The 16,791-nt window shown below is 39.2% G+C and carries 16 protein-coding genes and 1 pseudogene; 6 read left to right on the forward strand and 11 right to left on the reverse strand.

The annotated features are described in order from the left end of the window. Positions 1–244 precede the first annotated feature (244 nt). The 5 genes from ABJQ32_20780 to ABJQ32_20800 all read right to left on the reverse strand — a co-directional run bounded on the left by ABJQ32_20780 (position 245) and on the right by ABJQ32_20800 (position 3,276). Entirely contained in the window at positions 245–1,333 is a 1,089-nt protein-coding gene (locus ABJQ32_20780; GenBank protein ID MEP5292101.1) for an FAD-binding domain-containing protein, read from the reverse strand. After that, positions 1,326–1,607, reverse strand: a complete 282-nt coding sequence (locus tag ABJQ32_20785) for a TIGR03643 family protein (protein ID MEP5292102.1) — start codon at positions 1,605–1,607, stop codon at positions 1,326–1,328. Before ABJQ32_20785 ends, ABJQ32_20780 begins: the two co-directional genes overlap by 8 nt. A gap of 116 nt (positions 1,608–1,723) precedes the next feature. Further along, positions 1,724–2,206, reverse strand: coding sequence for a flavin reductase (locus tag ABJQ32_20790; GenBank protein MEP5292103.1), 483 nt, complete (start codon positions 2,204–2,206; stop codon positions 1,724–1,726). Then, positions 2,206–2,367, reverse strand: coding sequence for a Lacal_2735 family protein (locus ABJQ32_20795; protein ID MEP5292104.1), 162 nt, complete (start codon positions 2,365–2,367; stop codon positions 2,206–2,208). Before ABJQ32_20795 ends, ABJQ32_20790 begins: the two co-directional genes overlap by 1 nt. A 54-nt stretch (positions 2,368–2,421) precedes the next feature. Further along, complete coding sequence (locus ABJQ32_20800) at positions 2,422–3,276, reverse strand: hypothetical protein (GenBank protein MEP5292105.1); 855 nt, start codon at positions 3,274–3,276, stop codon at positions 2,422–2,424. 89 nt (positions 3,277–3,365) lie between these two features. Between ABJQ32_20800 and ABJQ32_20805 the strand changes: the two genes are divergently transcribed. Then, on the forward strand, positions 3,366–4,976 hold the full coding sequence (locus ABJQ32_20805; GenBank protein ID MEP5292106.1) for an amidase: 1,611 nt from the start codon (positions 3,366–3,368) through the stop codon (positions 4,974–4,976). Further along, positions 4,973–5,629 carry a hypothetical protein gene (locus tag ABJQ32_20810; GenBank protein MEP5292107.1) on the forward strand — a complete coding sequence of 219 codons (657 nt, stop codon included), beginning with the start codon at positions 4,973–4,975 and terminating at the stop codon, positions 5,627–5,629. The genes ABJQ32_20805 and ABJQ32_20810 overlap by 4 nt, the downstream gene beginning before the upstream one ends. On the opposite strand, the gene ABJQ32_20815 is transcribed toward ABJQ32_20810, so the two are convergent. Both ABJQ32_20815 and ABJQ32_20820 read right to left on the reverse strand, forming a co-directional pair. Continuing rightward, complete coding sequence (locus tag ABJQ32_20815; protein ID MEP5292108.1) at positions 5,626–6,264, reverse strand: hypothetical protein; 639 nt, start codon at positions 6,262–6,264, stop codon at positions 5,626–5,628. The two genes, ABJQ32_20810 and ABJQ32_20815, sit on opposite strands and share 4 nt — an antisense overlap. Beyond that, entirely contained in the window at positions 6,261–7,487 is a 1,227-nt protein-coding gene (locus tag ABJQ32_20820; protein MEP5292109.1) for a 3-phosphoshikimate 1-carboxyvinyltransferase, read from the reverse strand. The genes ABJQ32_20815 and ABJQ32_20820 overlap by 4 nt, the downstream gene beginning before the upstream one ends. A gap of 68 nt (positions 7,488–7,555) precedes the next feature. Between ABJQ32_20820 and ABJQ32_20825 the strand changes: the two genes are divergently transcribed. Further along, positions 7,556–7,711: a hypothetical protein gene (locus ABJQ32_20825; GenBank protein MEP5292110.1), complete on the forward strand. Its 156-nt coding sequence runs from the start codon at positions 7,556–7,558 to the stop codon at positions 7,709–7,711. Here the strand turns inward: ABJQ32_20825 and aroB are convergent. Beyond that, on the reverse strand, positions 7,704–8,726 hold the full coding sequence (gene aroB / locus ABJQ32_20830; protein ID MEP5292111.1) for a 3-dehydroquinate synthase: 1,023 nt from the start codon (positions 8,724–8,726) through the stop codon (positions 7,704–7,706). The two genes, ABJQ32_20825 and aroB, sit on opposite strands and share 8 nt — an antisense overlap. Before the next feature lie 61 nt (positions 8,727–8,787). On the opposite strand from aroB, the gene ABJQ32_20835 reads away from it, so the two are divergent. The 3 genes and pseudogenes from ABJQ32_20835 (at position 8,788) to ABJQ32_20845 (ending at position 12,990) form a co-directional block, all read left to right on the forward strand. Next, on the forward strand, positions 8,788–9,969 hold the full coding sequence (locus tag ABJQ32_20835) for a proline dehydrogenase family protein (GenBank protein ID MEP5292112.1): 1,182 nt from the start codon (positions 8,788–8,790) through the stop codon (positions 9,967–9,969). A gap of 31 nt (positions 9,970–10,000) precedes the next feature. Beyond that, positions 10,001–11,506 (forward strand): annotated as a pseudogene (gene lysS, locus ABJQ32_20840) (lysine--tRNA ligase). Between the two features lie 506 nt (positions 11,507–12,012). Next, positions 12,013–12,990, forward strand: coding sequence for a hypothetical protein (locus tag ABJQ32_20845; protein ID MEP5292113.1), 978 nt, complete (start codon positions 12,013–12,015; stop codon positions 12,988–12,990). A gap of 159 nt (positions 12,991–13,149) precedes the next feature. Here the strand turns inward: ABJQ32_20845 and ABJQ32_20850 are convergent, their stop codons facing one another. The 3 genes from ABJQ32_20850 to ABJQ32_20860 form a co-directional block, all read right to left on the reverse strand. Continuing rightward, positions 13,150–14,562, reverse strand: a complete 1,413-nt coding sequence (locus tag ABJQ32_20850; GenBank protein MEP5292114.1) for an alpha/beta hydrolase-fold protein — start codon at positions 14,560–14,562, stop codon at positions 13,150–13,152. Positions 14,563–14,776: 214 nt separating this feature from the next. Then, positions 14,777–15,526 (reverse strand): hypothetical protein, encoded by a 750-nt coding sequence (locus ABJQ32_20855; protein MEP5292115.1) that lies wholly within the window; start codon positions 15,524–15,526, stop codon positions 14,777–14,779. Between the two features lie 487 nt (positions 15,527–16,013). Continuing rightward, positions 16,014–16,625 carry a FeoB-associated Cys-rich membrane protein gene (locus ABJQ32_20860; protein ID MEP5292116.1) on the reverse strand — a complete coding sequence of 204 codons (612 nt, stop codon included), beginning with the start codon at positions 16,623–16,625 and terminating at the stop codon, positions 16,014–16,016. Positions 16,626–16,791: the final 166 nt, after the last annotated feature.

Raw genomic sequence — 16,791 nt, forward strand, 5'->3', positions numbered from 1 at the left:
GGATTGTTTGGTAAATAGATGATGAAGCAAGTGCGGAAGAACAATCAAAACATGACACTCGAATCAAGCGTAGTGTATTTAAGCTAGAACGTCACACTGAACTTGTTTCAGGGTCAATCAAAAGTCATATTGAAGCTGTCATACCGGACTTGATCCGGTATCTTCCGATTTCCACTAACAAAATAGCAAATCGATCTTAATCGATAAGATCGTTTTGCTAGTGATGGCGTTAAATATTAAACATTCATTTTTTAGAAAACTCTTTTTTACACCTCTTCCAAAACGCAAAGAAGGATCGGTAATATCCGGTCACACCAAACATCCAATCACGAGGCTCTTCGAGTCCTTCGTAGTTGTTTAGCGGGTGCTCTTTGTAGATGATATCTTCTAAGTTGTATTCCTTTCTTAGCTCATTAAACTCACCAATGTATATCTGTAAGCCATCTATGTTTTCTCCTAGTTTTAGAACAAAATCGATGCTGTTCTGGCTGACAGGATATTTCTCAAAAATGCTTGGCTCCAGTAGCAGAATGCGATTCACATCCTCACCTCCATGCCATTGAGGATCTAGATTATAGTAGTTGTAGATCAGAGTCTTTTTAGCAGGATCAACATTTATACTTTTCTTTTCTGGAAGAGGAGTTTTTAGATCAGGAATTATCGTATGATGAAGAATGTTCGGGATCTCCATGTCATCAAACGCTTCATACTCCACATCGAGAAATGTGTCTTTTTGCTTCGTGTAGAAAAAATCGTTGATATTTTGCTGGTTAGCATAGTACTCTTTTCCAGCGTTTGCCCCAGATACCCACTGCCAACTCAAGGCATTGCTGGCCCAGTCTGCATCCAATAAATGATAGTACATCCAGCGCGCAGGAACCCTCCAATGGCTGCCGCCTACGTTACATGCTATACTGGCAATGTACATCCGCATATGATTGTGAAGGTAGCCGGTGTTGTAGTACTCCCGGATTGCATCATCAATGGCTTCAATGCCGGTATTAGCATCTACGATGGCTTTCGACATTTCATGATGATGGACATTAGGCTGCTCTCGCCTCAGGTCTTCATTGATTTCATCCCCCTTAGCAATCCACACTTGCTGCCAATAATCTCTCCATGCGAGTTCCTGAATGAACTTTCCTGCCTTTTGGGAATCGAACCCTCTTGCTAAAATTGATTGATAGACTTGATTAGTAGAAACAACCCCTCTGGAGATGTATGGAGAAAGCTTCGTGACTGCACCATCTATATAGTTTCGTGTTTCCCAATATTGAGGAGGGTCGATTTGCTCGATTTGCTCTAAAATGTCCTGATACGAAGTGCTAAACATTATCGCTTGGAGATTTTGTTGAGGCTGATCTGTTTTTGTCTCGAAGATTAAACCTTACCATATCATTAGGCTGCTTCTTTAGGTGCTTTTGACTTGGACCACTATTGACGCGCTTACGCCAGAGGTTGAAGCTGCTCCTCTTTAATGTGGATCGCATCAGTTTAATGACCTCTTTTTCAGGTAATCCAAACTGAAATTTAATAGCATCAAAAGGTGTACGGTCCTCCCAAGCCATCTCTATGATTCTGTTTTTATCTCGTTCAGTTAATTCCATTTATCCAGTCTTTAAATTGTATCATTTCGATCCTAGGGAGAGATCCTTACCATACTTTAGAGACTCCTTACTCCTCGTTCTGAATGAAGTCACCCTGAACTTGTTTCAGGGGTCTGTTAAAGTATCATGCCCTTTTCAATCAGATCCTGAAACATGAGTATTCCTTGTTCGGCATTTGTTTTTGATTTCTCCACCTCAAACCAAAAGAGTTCATGATCTCCACCAACATTTTTTCTTCCAACCTGTTTTAGTTGCAAATACCCACAAGCGCCTTTGAGTATTTTATTTCCATTCCAATTATCAAGTAGTTCCTTCTTCTCGAGATAGTCGTATTTGTTGAAATTCTTTCCAGACTTTTTCCCTAGTTGATTTACGAGTTTGATTTGGTCGGTATGAAGAATTTGTAAAACAGCCGTTGTAGATATCTCTAGGTTGGTGAATGTTTGAGTATGATAATCAATAGCTACCATGAAAAGTTTTGGTTTCATGCTTACGGCACTTACATACGTACAAATGTTCATATTGAGCTGTCCATCTTTTTCAGTAGCTAAACTGTAGACGGGCATGTTTACAATATTCCATGGACGCTTAACTCCCACTACACTAACGCATTGATCTGCTTCAATACGTCTTCTGCCTCAGCTACTTTTTCATCACTCGCTTTTCTATTACTTTTTGAAAGATTGTATGATTCTTCCATCAACTTCGCATATTTCTTTTGAAGCTTTTCTTTCGGTGATGTTTTACTAAATAGTCCCATGAGTACAATAACTCATGAGCATGTGTGTTGTTGGGTCAATCGTAAGAATTGTTTCTAATCACCTACTACAGCTACTTTTTTGCCATCTGGGGATACAGCAATCCGAGTGATATTTTTTATGCTGTGAGAAGATAAATCAGCGATTTCGACCCATTCACCATCCTTTTTCCAAGCAAATAGTTTGCTGCCTGACCCCATGATGATCTCTTCCTTTGGAGTCCAGGCATAGTCTTCAGACCCTTCAATTGCTTTGACAAGAAATGTTGATTCTCCTGAGATTGGATTCATACTTTTAATTTCCCATTCATCGGAGCTTTTATCTAAATAGCTAAAAGAGGAGGACCCTGGAATTTTATGAAGTGATCTGCCAATATTTTGGCCTATGATTTTATTTTCCATTGAAGCGGTATTGATGATTTGAAGAGTTGCGGGATCACCCAGGACAAATGCTACTATATCATTTGAGTTGATCCATGCATGGTATCCTATTTTTAACTCAGGCACCAATACCTCATCAAGTCCTCTGAAAGTGTAAGCATAAAGCAATTGTAAACCGGTAGTATCTAACCGGATGCTTGATATTCTTCCATCTGGCATGAGTGTAGGAGAATATTCGCTACCGCCAAAAGTATTGGTGATAATCAATGTATTTCCCGATTCTGGATAGTATCTGGCAATTTCTGTTTGCCCTTCAACATTTCTTGCATACAAAACAGACTCACTATCAGACCAAAACGATGGCTGATTGTCATAGCCTTTATTGCTTGAAATATTCACAGGTTTTTCAACGACTAATCCTTCACTTGATCTTCTCAGGTCCATTAAGTAAACCTCTGTATCTGGCTGAGATAGAGAAAGAAGCGGTGATAAAAGAATGAGTAATGAAAGAAGGAACGGTGAGTTCTTCATAATGTTAACTGATTTTAGCTGGTTTGATTCGATACAATGAAACGTTAAATTTAGTGTTTCGACCTATTAACCATTCTAAAATTTTGAATATGAAAAGAAGAAATTTCATTCAACTCGGCGCAATAACTGGAGCAATCTCTTTTTTAGGGATAAAAGCATGCGCATCACCAGCAAGTGAAACAGGTAACGAAAATAACTTGGAAGAGCCTTTCGAATTGGAAGAATGGTCCGTTTCCCAACTTCAAGAAGCAATGGAGTCAGGCAAATACACTTCAAAACAAATCTGTGAGCTTTACCTGGAAAGAATTGAGAAAAAAGATAAAGATGGATTAAACAGTGTAATAGAGGTTAATCCTGATGCCCTTGAGATTGCAGGTCAACTGGATAAGGAGCGTGCTGATGGCAAGGTTAGAGGTGCACTTCACGGCATCCCCATCATGATTAAGGATAACATAGATACGGGAGACAAAATGATGACGACCGCTGGATCTATGGCGCTTGCCGGATCTTCTGCTCCGGATGATGCGTTTATCATTAAAAAATTGAGAGAGTCTGGCGCAGTGCTTTTAGGAAAAACAAACTTGAGTGAGTGGGCAAATTTTAGATCTTTTCGCTCTTCAAGTGGCTGGAGTGGTAGAGGACGTCAAACTAGAAATCCATATGCTTTGGATAGAAACCCATGTGGTTCCAGTGCGGGATCTGGAGCAGCGGTATCTGGAAATATGTGTGCCATCACCATTGGAACGGAGACGAACGGCTCCATTGTGTGTCCGTCCTCTTCAAATGGAGTGGTTGGAATCAAACCGACAGTAGGTCTTTGGAGTAGGGACGGAATCATACCTATTTCTGAAACACAGGATACAGCAGGTCCTATGGGTAAATCAGTAGCTGATGCGGCTACTTTATTGGGCGCACTTACGGGAGTGGATTCCGCAGATGAAAGAACGAAGGAAAGCGATGAAAATTCGTATACAGATTACACCCAATTTTTGGATACCAATGGATTGAAAGGGAAAAGAATAGGTGTATTGGAAGGTACGATTGGCTATCATGAACGAGTAGATGAAGTGATGGAACAAGCTTTTGATGCGATGGAGGAGCAAGGTGCAGAGTTGATCAAGGATATTAAAGCAAGCGAAGATGGTGCTTACAGTAACTCTGGCTTTGAGCTTTTGCTTTACGAGTTTAAAGATGGATTGAACAAATACCTGTCATCCAGATCTGATGCAAAAGTAAAATCTCTTGCAGATATAATTCAGTTCAATAAAGACAATGCAGACGTGGAAATGCCTTACTTCCCTCAAGGAATCATGGAACGGGCAGAAATGAAAGGCCCACTGACAGATGATGAGTATAGGGAGCACTTAAAAGTGGTGACTGAAGTTTCCAGAAACGGAATAGATAAAGTAATGAAGGAGCATAATCTAGATGCGATTATTGGGGTGACGGGAGGGCCTGCATGGCCAATAGATGTAATCAATGGAGATCACTTTGGAACAGGAAGTTCTACACCTGCTGCCCGATCGGGATATCCAAACATTACTGTTCCTGCAGGATACATACATGGGCTGCCTGTAGGCATGTCAATATTTGGAGGAAAGTATCAGGAGCCTAAGCTCATAAGCATTGCATACGCTTTTGAGCAAGCAACAAAAGTACGGAGAGCACCTAAGTTGTTACCTACGCTAGACTTGCCATGATCAAATCGATATTTAAATTTTTAGGCATTGGCTTAGTCACACTCTTGATTATTGGAGTGTTAGTGTATTTGTTTTTAGATGAATCAGTACCTAATGGAACCAAGGGACAAGATGCCGAGGAACTCACTGACGAAATGCTGAAAGCCCTGAATAAACCAGCATTTGATAGTCTTAATTACATTGCATTCACCTATCCAGGAGGTCATAGTTACGAATGGAATAGGGGTGAAAATGAAGTCCGAGTTGTTTGGGAGAATAATGATGTTTTGCTTGACTTAAACCATAGAAAAGAAGAATTGAGTACGTTGGAGTATGAAGCTTACGAATACTTTGTTAATGATTCTTTTTGGTTGATAGCTCCGTTTAAGATTAGAGACTCAGGCGTGGTAAGATCATTTGTTGAGATGGAAGATGGCAGAGGCCTTCTTGTTACGTATACTACAGGCGGTGTTACTCCAGGCGATAGCTACCTATGGATTCTTGATGAAAACGGCTTCCCAAAAGCATGGAAGTTGTGGACATCCAATGTTCCTTTAGGAGGTCTGAAAGTAGGCTGGGGTGGCTGGGTAGAAAAAGAAGGAGTTTGGTTTTCTCTCTTTCATCCGAGCAAGATTATTGATATGGAGATTACTGATTTGGAGGTGAGCTACTAAGCCAGCGATTTTTCTAAGGCTTTTGATATTCCTGCATCCTTAGGGTGAGCACTTGTAGCGGCTAACTCTAGCGTCGTGTGTGCGCCACCATAGAAGTAAGCCTTGGCTTTTTTGTCAGCTCCTTGTTTAATGAGCCAGGTTGTAATTTCAGGTAAATTTTCGGGTACTTTCTGACGCCATATTTCTACACCATTACTGCCGGTATAATGGAGAATAGAAGCTTGATGACCAAAGGAGGATCTTTTTTTTAGTAAAAGAGGTAGGCTTTCGATCGTTTTTAATTTATTCAGATTTCCATCGAGCAAAAGATCAATAGCTTGTTCAAAATCCTCCTGGATCAATCCCTCAATCTTTTCCCAATCATCAAAGCCATATTCTAGAGCGATAGTCAATTGGGCATCCTTAAACGTAAATGCTTGTTTCATGATTTCCTCATGATCATTACCAATGAAAAGAGGATGGTGATTACTGATTTCAATCGCGACTGCCTTATCATTCTTGTTAAATGATTGAAATAAGTTATCAGCAAAAGCTTCAAGTAGATCTTTCACACGTTTAAAGGTTGAATACTCCGATAGAATAGGTTGATGAAGTTTCCTCACCTGCTTTACTTGATCACATTCGTAAACGTTCATAGTGTTTCTATCTTGACACCTAGCTTTCTGATTTCATCCCAAAAACCAGGATAAGATTTTTCAACGACGAAAGGGTCATCGATGGTTACATCCATAAGTAAACAGAGAGGCGCGAAGGCCATAGCCATTCGATGATCTTCGTATGTGTCTACGTCAATAGATGAAGGTAAATCATTGGAGGGAATAAGTTTCCAGCTACCATTTTCTTCAAGCAATTCAGCGCCAATTTTTTTCAGCTCATTTTTCATGGCGGCCACACGATCGGTCTCTTTGATCTTCAAACTCTCTAAGCCTGTCATCTCTAACTGAATACCTTTAACAGCAGCTACAACTAGAACTGTTTGGGCAAGATCTGGACAATTCCTGAAATCGAGCTTCAATTTATTTAAAGTCCCCTTTCGCTTTAAAAGTTTAACCCTACCAGACTCGAAGTGTGAAGCAATTCCCAGGTGATACATGATTTGAGCGATTTCTTTGTCCCCTTGTGAAGAATAATCGCGAATGCCCGGTAAACTTAGGTAGCCTTTTTCGGGAGCTATGGCCATAAAACCATACCAATAGCTAGCTCCTGACCAATCACCTTCTATGGTGTATTTGGTTGGTTCATATTGGAGAGGTTGAATCTCTATCTCCGAACCTTCCCATGCTACGGAAACACCAAAAGCCATCATTAGGTCGAGGGTCATTTGAATATAAGGACGACTGTATATTTCTGTCGTCAACTTAATGGTTAACCCCTTCGGTAAGCAAGGAGCAATCATTAGAAGTGCGCTGATGTACTGGCTGCTTATATTTCCAGGAATAGAAATTTTGTCGGTCAGTTGATTTTTTACCTTTTCAATTTTTAGAGGAGGGTATCCCTCATTTTCCAGGTAATCAATTCTAGCACCTATTTGTCTCAAAGACTCCACCAATGGTCCTATTGGCCTTTGCTTCATTCGATCGGTTCCAGTGATGGTTTCGCCAGTGCCATTAATAGCTAGATATGCCGTAAAGAATCGCATGGTGGTGCCTGCATCTTTCACGTCATAGATGTGCTGTTTTTCACTCAATAAGTTGAGCATCGTTTGTGTATCTCGTGCCTTTGAAAGATTTTGGATAGCGGTGGTTTCTCCGCCCGCCAATGCATTAATGATTAGCGCTCGGTTACTTTCACTTTTAGAAGATTCAAGTTTTATCTCTCCTCTGAGTCGTGAATTATATCTTTTTAATCGATATTTCAATTTTGGCAGGTTTTTTGGGGAACACGTTTACAACTTTTTTCGTTGCTAAGTTGTCAATAAATTATAATATGTCAAGAACACGCACCATAGGAACAATTTTCGCCTCAGTAGCATTAGGAGCTCTCACTTTCTTTTTAAGCGTACCAAAAAAGATCATTAAAAAGAAAGAACAACAAACTTCGCAAGGCGATTCAGCTAGCGATAAAGAAGATTTGTTTATTTAAGGATCTCCTTAAGAACTTGCTCTTCTGCAAGTACATCATATGTACATTGAGCTACTTTTTTTAAAAGTGAAAAACGCAATCCACTTTTATCATTCTTTTTGTCTTGAATCAAATGACTTTTTAATATTTGATAGCCTGGAAGGTCTTCAGGGAACGAATAAATTCCATTAATGTAATCTTCTATAAGAATAGATTGCTCTTCTGATAACAAGTCCATTTTTACAGCTAATTTATTCTCCAAGATCATCCCCAGAGCAACAGCTTCGCCGTGTGTTAAAGGAGTTGAGCTATTCAAGAAATGTGTTTCAATAGCATGACCAATGGTATGACCATAATTTAAGATCTTTCGAAGGCCATTTTCTTTTGGGTCTTCGTTCACCACATCATTTTTGACTTTGATTGATTTTGGGATAATATCACCCCACTCCATTTGCTCAAAAGAATGGGTTTGCAGGTAATTCCATTGGTCCTCACTTCTGATCAATGAATGCTTGATAATTTCTGCAAATCCAGATTTTAATTCTCTCTCAGAAAGTGTTTCCAAGAACTGCGTGCTAATGATGACAGCATTTGGTTCTTGAAATAATCCGATATGGTTTTTCAGTCCATTGAAGTCAATGCCCAACTTACCTCCAATGCTTGCATCTACTTGCGAAAGTAGGGTGGTTGGCACGTTAATAAATGAAATGCCGCGTTTAAAGGTAGCCGCACAAAACCCTCCCATATCTCCAATGACACCACCCCCAAGGTTGATTAAAAGGCTTTTGCGTGTAAATCCGAAATGGGTTAACTCTTTCCATATTGACTCACACGTAGCTAAATTTTTATTCAACTCTCCACTTTCAATTTCAATGATATAGTCTTTTTCAATATCAAGTAAGTGAAGACAATGCTTTCGGGTATTTTCATCCACCAGAAAAGCATATTTATCAGGATTAAGCCGACTGATTTGGTTCATCAAATCTGCTGAGATGCTGGTGGAAATAGTGAGGTAAGAAGAAAGATTATTAGACATTTTTTTAAACAGATAATGGTGTGAATCTGTTAGCTATCTTTGCACACCGATTTTCAAAAATATGCAATCAGAGCCAATCAATTTTGATGATACTGCAATCGCATTTGCGCACCGTACAAATGGGGAGTTAAAAAACTCTCATTTTGTATTCACTACGATGAGTAGACCATGGATAGTGAAAGTGGGAACAGCAATGACCAATTTGGCTTTAAAATTGAATCTGCCAGTTAAGGGCATTATCAAAAAAACACTGTTTAATCAGTTTTGTGGTGGGGAATCAATCAAAGATTGTAGTAAGACAATTAATTTATTGGGTGATCACAATGTCCAAACCATTCTTGACTATTCAGTGGAAGGTCTCAAAAACGAAGATGGCTATAATGATACAAAAGAGGAAGCCTTACGTGTGATTGATTTTGCTACTACAAACGACCACATACCTTTTTGTGTACTAAAGCTTTCTGGGCTAGGTTCTACTGACCTGATGACAAAGGCTCAATCCAAAGACAAACTATCAGAAGTAGAAAAAACGAAGCTTTACTATGCTGAGCAGAGGGTAGATGAAATTGTGCAAAAGGCCAGTAGCAAGGGGCTTATGGTGATGATTGATGCAGAGGAATCTTGGTTTCAAAGCTTTATTGATGGGGTAGCTTATCGCATGATGGAAAAATATAACAAGGTGCGCCCGGTGGTCTATAACACGTATCAGCTTTATAGGCATGATATGTTTGATAGGTTGCAACGCGCCCTTATTCAGGCGGAAAACGACGGCTATTATCTCGGAGCAAAGTTGGTTAGGGGAGCATATATGGAAAAGGAAAGAGATCGAGCGGAAGAAATGGAATATGCGTCTCCTATTCATATGGAGAAGAAAGATGTTGACGAAGACTATGATGAAGCCTTACGTTTTTGCATGAGACATATTGATAAAATGGGGGTTTGTGCAGGAACACACAATGAGGATTCGAGCAACTTATTGGTACAGCTAATGCAAGAGCAGAAAATCTCGAACAAAGACAATAGAATATTTTTCGCCCAGCTTTTGGGCATGAGTGACAATATTTCATTCAAACTGGCGGACCTGGGATATAATGTAGCAAAATATGTTCCTTACGGGCCTGTAGAGAAAGTGCTTCCGTATCTTTTCAGAAGGGCGGAAGAGAATACTTCGATAGCCGGCCAAAGTGGTAGAGAGTACACTTTGGTTACGAATGAACTTAAAAGAAGAAAACAATCAGCATAATCCAAATTTTAAGAAAGAATACGAAGCAACAATGCAGCTAAGCGAACAAGAAATCCAACGAAGAAAATCTCGTACAGAACTTATGGATATGGGTATCGACCCGTACCCAGCTGAATCATTTGATGTAAATGCGACTGCTGCCGATATCAAGAAGAATTTCGACAACAAGCCAAACGATTATTCAAGTATCTCCATAGCAGGCAGGTTGATGAGTAGAAGGATTATGGGGTCTGCTTCATTTGCTGAGATTCAGGATTCGAGTGGTAGAATACAGATTTATATTCGAAGAGATGATATCTGTGAAGGAGAGGATAAGTCACTTTATAATGAAGTCTTCAAAAAGAAGATGGACATTGGAGATATCGTAGGTATCAAAGGGTACGTGTTTAAGACGGAAGTAGGGGAGACCTCCATCCATGTGACTGAACTGAAAATGCTTACCAAATCATTGCGTCCACTTCCTATTGTAAAAGAAACGACTGATGATGAAGGTAATAAGACAACTTACGATGCATTTAAAGATCCTGAGCAGCGCTATCGTCAGCGCTATCTTGATTTGATTGTAAATCCAGAGATTCGTGAAACATTCGTTCAGCGCACAAGATTGGTGAATTCCATTCGAGAATTTTTAGCCGATAAAGGATATTTGGAAGTAGAAACACCAATTCTGCAGCCTTTGTATGGTGGAGCGGCAGCTCGTCCATTCAAGACACATCACAATACGCTTGATATGACACTCTATTTGCGAATTGCCAATGAGCTGTATTTGAAACGATTGATAGTCGGTGGATATGATGGAGTATTTGAATTTGCTAAAGACTTTAGAAATGAAGGCATGAGCCGATTCCACAATCCTGAATTTACGCAAGTGGAATTGTATGTGGCATACAAGGACTACAATTGGATGATGGATACGATGGAGGAGATGATTGAAAAAGTGGCGATGGACCTTCATGGAGGAACAAAAGTACAGGTGGGTGAGAATGTGATAGATTTCCAAAGACCATGGAAAAGGTTCACCATGTTTGAAGCAATTGAACACTTCACAAAGATTGACATCTCGGAAATGGATGAGGCGGAACTGCGTGAAACTGCTAAGAAACTAGAGGTGCCATTGGATGGAACCATGGCAAAAGGAAAAATCATTGATGAAATTTTTGGAGAGAAATGTGAGCCCTTTTTGATTCAGCCTACATTCATTACGGACTACCCGGTAGAAATGTCACCATTGACCAAAAAGCATCGCTCAAAAGAAGGTTTAGTTGAGAGATTCGAAGCGATATGCAATGGGAAAGAGATCATGAACTCCTATTCCGAGTTGAACGATCCGGTAGATCAGCGTGAGCGATTTGAAGAACAACTGGAACTTGGAAAGCGAGGAGATGATGAAGCGATGACGCTTGATGAAGACTTCTTACGTGCCTTGGAATTTGGAATGCCACCAACGGCTGGAGTTGGACTAGGAATTGATCGTTTGTCTATGATCATGACAAATTCTACATCTATTCAAGACGTTCTGTTTTTCCCTCAGATGCGACCGGAGGTAAAATCGAAAGTAGCTGAATTGGAGGGGGATGAAAAAGCCGTTTTTGAGTTATTGGAAAAAGGTGGAAGAGCAGGTCTTAATGCACTGAAAGAAAATTCTGGCTTATCCAATAAAAAGTGGGATAAAGCAATTAAAAAATTGACGCAAGGAGGCTTTGCTAAAGTTGAAAAGACTGATGAAGGGTTGTTTGTAGAGGTAGTTTAAGATCTTAGAAGTATGTGTATATCTTCGTTATTGCGCATTAATATAAGCTCTGTTACTTAAATATAGCTCAACATAATTTACATATGAGCTATAAATCAGGATTAATTGAGCTATAAAATTAGAGCTGACCAATACTCTTCTAGTAAAGCTTAATAATCCGAAGGCTGAGCTTTTATCAACAGAACTAGATCATTTAGGATTGATTAACATCCTTTCACGGTATTTAACAATCCTTAGTTGATGAGTTTCGTTGGAATAACCATAACCATAACCATAACCGAATCCAACTATCCATGCGATCATTCACTTTTACGCTTCTTGTTGTTTTTTCTTGTGCGCGGGCATTGGGACAATTCGCATATGAAGATCGAATAAGAATACGAGAAGCAAATCATATATCTCAGCAGTTTGGTGATTTGATTTGGGACGGCTTCAATGAACCGCCATTCTCAATACTCTTTATCATGGACGATTACGAGTATCTAATCGAACATTATTATCAACCAGATGATTTTGATCGAATAGATGATTATGATACGTTGCTTTATTCTGCTATACATAGAAGACCGACTCAGATGAATAAGAGCTTTTTGGCTACATTTCCTTTTGCAGGACTAAACACCATAGTTATCGGTACTCCTGAAAACACCGGACTAAACTCCACGGGGTGGATTATCACACTTCTCCATGAACGCTTTCATCAATATCAATATTCGTCTCCCAAGTACTTCGCAGAGGCAAGTGAATTAGGACTTTCCAATGGAGATGATACAGGCATGTGGCAACTCAATTATCCCTTTCCGTATCAGGATTCCAAAGTAGTGAGAGCATATGAGATTTACACAAAAGCACTATATGATGCAGTAAAATCCATTGGAATGGATAACTGGGAGAATGCTAAAACTGAATTCTTCAAGGCAAGAAATGCATTTAAATCCTCATTGTCACCTGACGATTACAAATACATCTCTTTTCAGTGGTATCAAGAGGGTATAGCTCGCTATACAGAATATGCTTTTCTTGAAAGACTGGAAGACTATGAACCTACAACTGAGATAAATCAATTACCCGATTTCATTCCTTTCAATGAGTATAAGAAAACCTTCCTTGAAAAGCATATGAATAATGTTCTTAACTTAAAACTGGAAGAGGTGGGTAGAGTAACTGTCTATGATGTAGGGTTTGCTGAAGCTTTGATTATCAGAGAGTTGAATTCGGATTGGGATAAGAATTATTTGAAGTTGAAGTTTGATCTAGAGAAATTGTATTGACGCCCAGATATGGCGCTGTGGCTTCCGAGCTTATTAATTGCAATGAAATTAGCGAATCTGCCGGGGTATCCAAATCTGCCCGAAAGAATTCGTTCAGGCGGGGAATTAGATTAGTACTGCGATATGAAAATTAAAACTTTGTTACCAGCTTTTTATTTTTTATTCACGCTTTTGAGCGAAGAGCCAGTCTAGTAGTCCGGGAGTGTTCTCCACATTGCGTGAAATGTGGTGTGCTTGATCAGGGTACTCGGTATATTTTGGGTTTCCACCTTCGTTCTCTATTGCTTGTATCATACTTCGAGAACCTTCCACCAGGACATTTCGATCCTTTTTACCATGGAATGCCCAAATTGGAATATCCGTTAGTCTATTGGCAAATTCTGGATTACCTGCTCCACAAATGGGAACTGCAGCGGCAAACATTTCTGGCTTTGAACTTATCAGATGCCATGTGCCAAATCCTCCCATGGAAATACCAGTAATGTATCTTCTGTTCTTATCTATCGGAAATTCTGCTTCGAGTTCGAAAATACTTTGCAGAACTAATTGATCAACTGATTTGATATTCGTAATCCCTCCCCAATCTTCATATGGAGGACATTGAGGTACAAAAACAAACGCTGGGTATTTGACTTGATTATGAGGTTTAGATAACAATTGTGCGAACAACGATCTTGATACTTGTTTGACATTGTCATTGCCTTTTCCTGAAGAACCATGCAATGCAATTACTAATGGATAGCTTTTATTTGAATCATAATTTCGAGGTATTAAGAGTCTATAGGGTAGACTTTCCCCTTGATCGTTCTTATATGCTCTTGACTCAAAAGGGTTAGCTAGTTTTTTCTCATATTCATTGTAATTGCTAGTTTTTGATAGGTTTTTAACTTCAGAGTTTAATTTAAATCCATAGAAAAGAGAAGACAGAAATACCGCAAATGCAACGAAATTAATTGCGTTGCTTAGCAGCGCTTTACGATACGTTTCTTGTTGTTTTGATTCTTGCAATTCTTTTCGAAAGTTCAGTAATAGCAAAACGAGTATTATAATTTCTATGATAGAAATCCATTGAGTCGCTCTGGTTCCAGATCCATCATGCAAAGCAGTCAGCGAATTGGCTATCCAGACAGTAGCGATGAAGTTTATCAGGCCGTATAGACAAATAGAAATACCGGCAACTTTCAACCAGTATCTTTTCTTTGTTTCGGATAGTGTCAGACTAGCACCAAATAATGTATATGTAATTGGTAAAAAATGGGAGGCAATGACGTAACTGTTCGTTATTTCATGGGTGGAGGAAAGTTGAATTAAAAGGATAAAATGGCCAATTATTGCAGTTGTTAAAACGGCTAAACTCCAAAATGCGATCCTGTATTCACGTTGATGGAAATACTTGAGAAGTATTAATAACCAGCCAATTGAAATCAACCATTGTATAAGATACCAAGTACCAAATGACGATAGCTCTCCTAGTCTTTGACCCAAGAGAAAACTTACTAAGATTGTTGTTAGGGCTACAAAGACATAAAGACCACCAAACAAAAAAGCTGAGAAGAAAAATTTTCGTGTCATGATTGATTTTCGCTTTCAAGATATTGCAGGTAATTTAGCTCAACGTCCAGCTATGATGAGTGGGAATTAGAAAGCACTAACCTCTCGTCTCGCACATAGCCACGACTTTATTTAAATTTATTAATTGTGGCGAGCTTTCCAAGTGCCACTAAAGTATTCCTACCGATAAACCCCCATTCATTTATAGGTTTTGTTGTAGAGAGTTTGGACCTTATCACACAATTTTTTTGATAAGATAAAAAACAGTTGCGAGTATAAAACTTGCTATAAGCAGATACACTTGACCAAGAATAAGCGTTCCGATAAAAACGAAAGATGTCCAAGTGACATTTGGAATTTGGTCAGGTATCGATAGTAATGTAAGTTCAGAGAGATAGAAGAAAAACAAAAAGGTATTGAAACTCCATATTATTAAGAAAACATCACTGAAATGTAGGTGGTATTCATAGTGTCGTTTATAATATTTAAAGCAAAAGAAAAGACCAACTAATGAGATTGGGTATCTTAGAAAGTTGCCGATTATTCCATAATCTACATCTAGTAATAATTTTGGAAGAATAAGTATTTGAAGCAGTATTAAAGTGAATAAACTGTAAATTAAACCATGAGTTAGTTTGCTTTCAGAATATAGATATTTGGGTGGAGTCGGCTTTGAATTTCCATTTCTATTGATTTTCAACTTTGAATTTTCAGACTTAGTAAGTTTGTAATTTTCAACAATGTAGTCCTTCAATTCATGAACGGAGCTTTCATCTATTTTTAGAACGGATGGGTTATTTACTTCCTTAATGAGGAACATTTTTTCATGTGTACTACTACCCTCTGTTGTTATGCTGATGTTTTTAGTGGATTTTCTGCTTTTCACTGCTTTTTCCAGCTCATTGGTTGTTGATGAACTTTTTATGGCATTGCTGAATACAAGCCATTTTCTATAATCTGATTCTATATTCTCTTTTCTTTCCATTTATCCTATTCTCTACAATGTGATCGAGTATAATGCGAGTGGAGCGCAAGCAACACAATGAGCATTTGGATCGGCCTCATTGGCATTATACTGATGTTGTGTTGCAGTTTCCTGCAACACATGCTAAATATAGCAGGTAAAGATGGACTTTATCAATGAGGGGGATCTACTCGATCACATTGGGTTGAATGAATTCATCAAGAGTGCGCGTTTACGCGTGCGTAGATGGATGAGCCGCAGGCCATTCAACCCAACGCCTAACTATCGGTTTGTGTGCCCACAGTTGGCAGAAAGCACTAATCTAGCGGAAGTGCACCAGAAGCACAACGGTTTCCAAATGGCGCTGCGTTCTGAAAGTAAAAATCCAGAACCACAGAATTCTCCAAGAGCGATTCGGTTTCAGAAGGTGCACGGAGCGGGCATGTCTCGATGAAGTTAGCAAAAAGGCAGTTTGGCACATAACCGATAGTGACTGTTAGTGGTCGTTTTACCTTCTCATTGCGATGTTCTCATGAACCCATTTAGCTTCTTCTTTTGGAGTTACTTTGTCTACAGTACTGCTGACTCTACTAAAAGTTGCTGCTGGGAAATCATAGGGGTTACTGTCATCAAAAAATGGTCCCACTACACCAAGCATCCAGCCATCTTTTGCTGCCCAATGAGGTTCATTCACTCGATATTTAAAGACTTCATAATGTACCAAGTTGTTCTTTCCATCGAAATCAAGAGTTACACGTTCCATATGTTCCATCTCATCAGGGCAAGCATCGAGTTCAGTTGGAAATTCAAGCCAGTTGGCAAGGTTACTAGCCGCTCCACTAACTAAATTGTTGAATTCTTCTGGAAATAGATTCAGCATGTTATGTTCTGCTAAGAGTTGGTAGGTTGATTCCCTAGTAATCAGTTTCTCTGCAAATGGTTGAACATCTTCAGAATTTGGGTTCTCATTGGATTCAAGCTTCTCTACTAAAGGCTTTATTCGTTCGAAGCGTTGTTCATTAAGCTCTCTATTTTGCTTGTTAACCTTTATATTACGGTAGATCACAAAGGCAACAACTATTACCACTAGAGCTCCAATAATTATAAAAACGATGTTCATATGTTTCAGGTGCAGTTATGGCCACTAATGTGATTGAGTATAATGCGAGTGGGGCCGAGAGGCAACACGATGAGCATTTGGCTCGGTCCCATTCGCATTATAGTTATGTTGGTTTGCAGTTGCCTGCAAGAGAGGATAAATATAGCAGGTAAAGATGGGATTTGAA

Source organism: Marinobacter alexandrii (genome assembly GCA_039984955.1).
In the GTDB taxonomy this organism is placed as follows: Bacteria; Bacteroidota; Bacteroidia; order Cytophagales; family Cyclobacteriaceae; genus Ekhidna.

What these genes read in the sequence shown, in the direction of transcription:
- ABJQ32_20780 (MEP5292101.1), bottom strand. Translation starts at nt 1,333, where the DNA reads ATGTTTAGCACTTCGTATCAGGACATTTTAGAGCAAATCGAGCAAATC.
- ABJQ32_20860 (MEP5292116.1), bottom strand. Translation starts at nt 16,625, where the DNA reads ATGAACATCGTTTTTATAATTATTGGAGCTCTAGTGGTAATAGTTGTT.
- ABJQ32_20805 (MEP5292106.1), top strand. Translation starts at nt 3,366, where the DNA reads ATGAAAAGAAGAAATTTCATTCAACTCGGCGCAATAACTGGAGCAATC.
- ABJQ32_20810 (MEP5292107.1), top strand. Translation starts at nt 4,973, where the DNA reads ATGATCAAATCGATATTTAAATTTTTAGGCATTGGCTTAGTCACACTC.
- ABJQ32_20785 (MEP5292102.1), bottom strand. Translation starts at nt 1,607, where the DNA reads ATGGAATTAACTGAACGAGATAAAAACAGAATCATAGAGATGGCTTGG.
- ABJQ32_20855 (MEP5292115.1), bottom strand. Translation starts at nt 15,526, where the DNA reads ATGGAAAGAAAAGAGAATATAGAATCAGATTATAGAAAATGGCTTGTA.
- ABJQ32_20825 (MEP5292110.1), top strand. Translation starts at nt 7,556, where the DNA reads ATGTCAAGAACACGCACCATAGGAACAATTTTCGCCTCAGTAGCATTA.
- ABJQ32_20850 (MEP5292114.1), bottom strand. Translation starts at nt 14,562, where the DNA reads ATGACACGAAAATTTTTCTTCTCAGCTTTTTTGTTTGGTGGTCTTTAT.
- ABJQ32_20845 (MEP5292113.1), top strand. Translation starts at nt 12,013, where the DNA reads ATGCGATCATTCACTTTTACGCTTCTTGTTGTTTTTTCTTGTGCGCGG.
- ABJQ32_20815 (MEP5292108.1), bottom strand. Translation starts at nt 6,264, where the DNA reads ATGAACGTTTACGAATGTGATCAAGTAAAGCAGGTGAGGAAACTTCAT.
- ABJQ32_20795 (MEP5292104.1), bottom strand. Translation starts at nt 2,367, where the DNA reads ATGGGACTATTTAGTAAAACATCACCGAAAGAAAAGCTTCAAAAGAAA.
- ABJQ32_20835 (MEP5292112.1), top strand. Translation starts at nt 8,788, where the DNA reads ATGCAATCAGAGCCAATCAATTTTGATGATACTGCAATCGCATTTGCG.
- ABJQ32_20800 (MEP5292105.1), bottom strand. Translation starts at nt 3,276, where the DNA reads ATGAAGAACTCACCGTTCCTTCTTTCATTACTCATTCTTTTATCACCG.
- aroB (MEP5292111.1), bottom strand. Translation starts at nt 8,726, where the DNA reads ATGTCTAATAATCTTTCTTCTTACCTCACTATTTCCACCAGCATCTCA.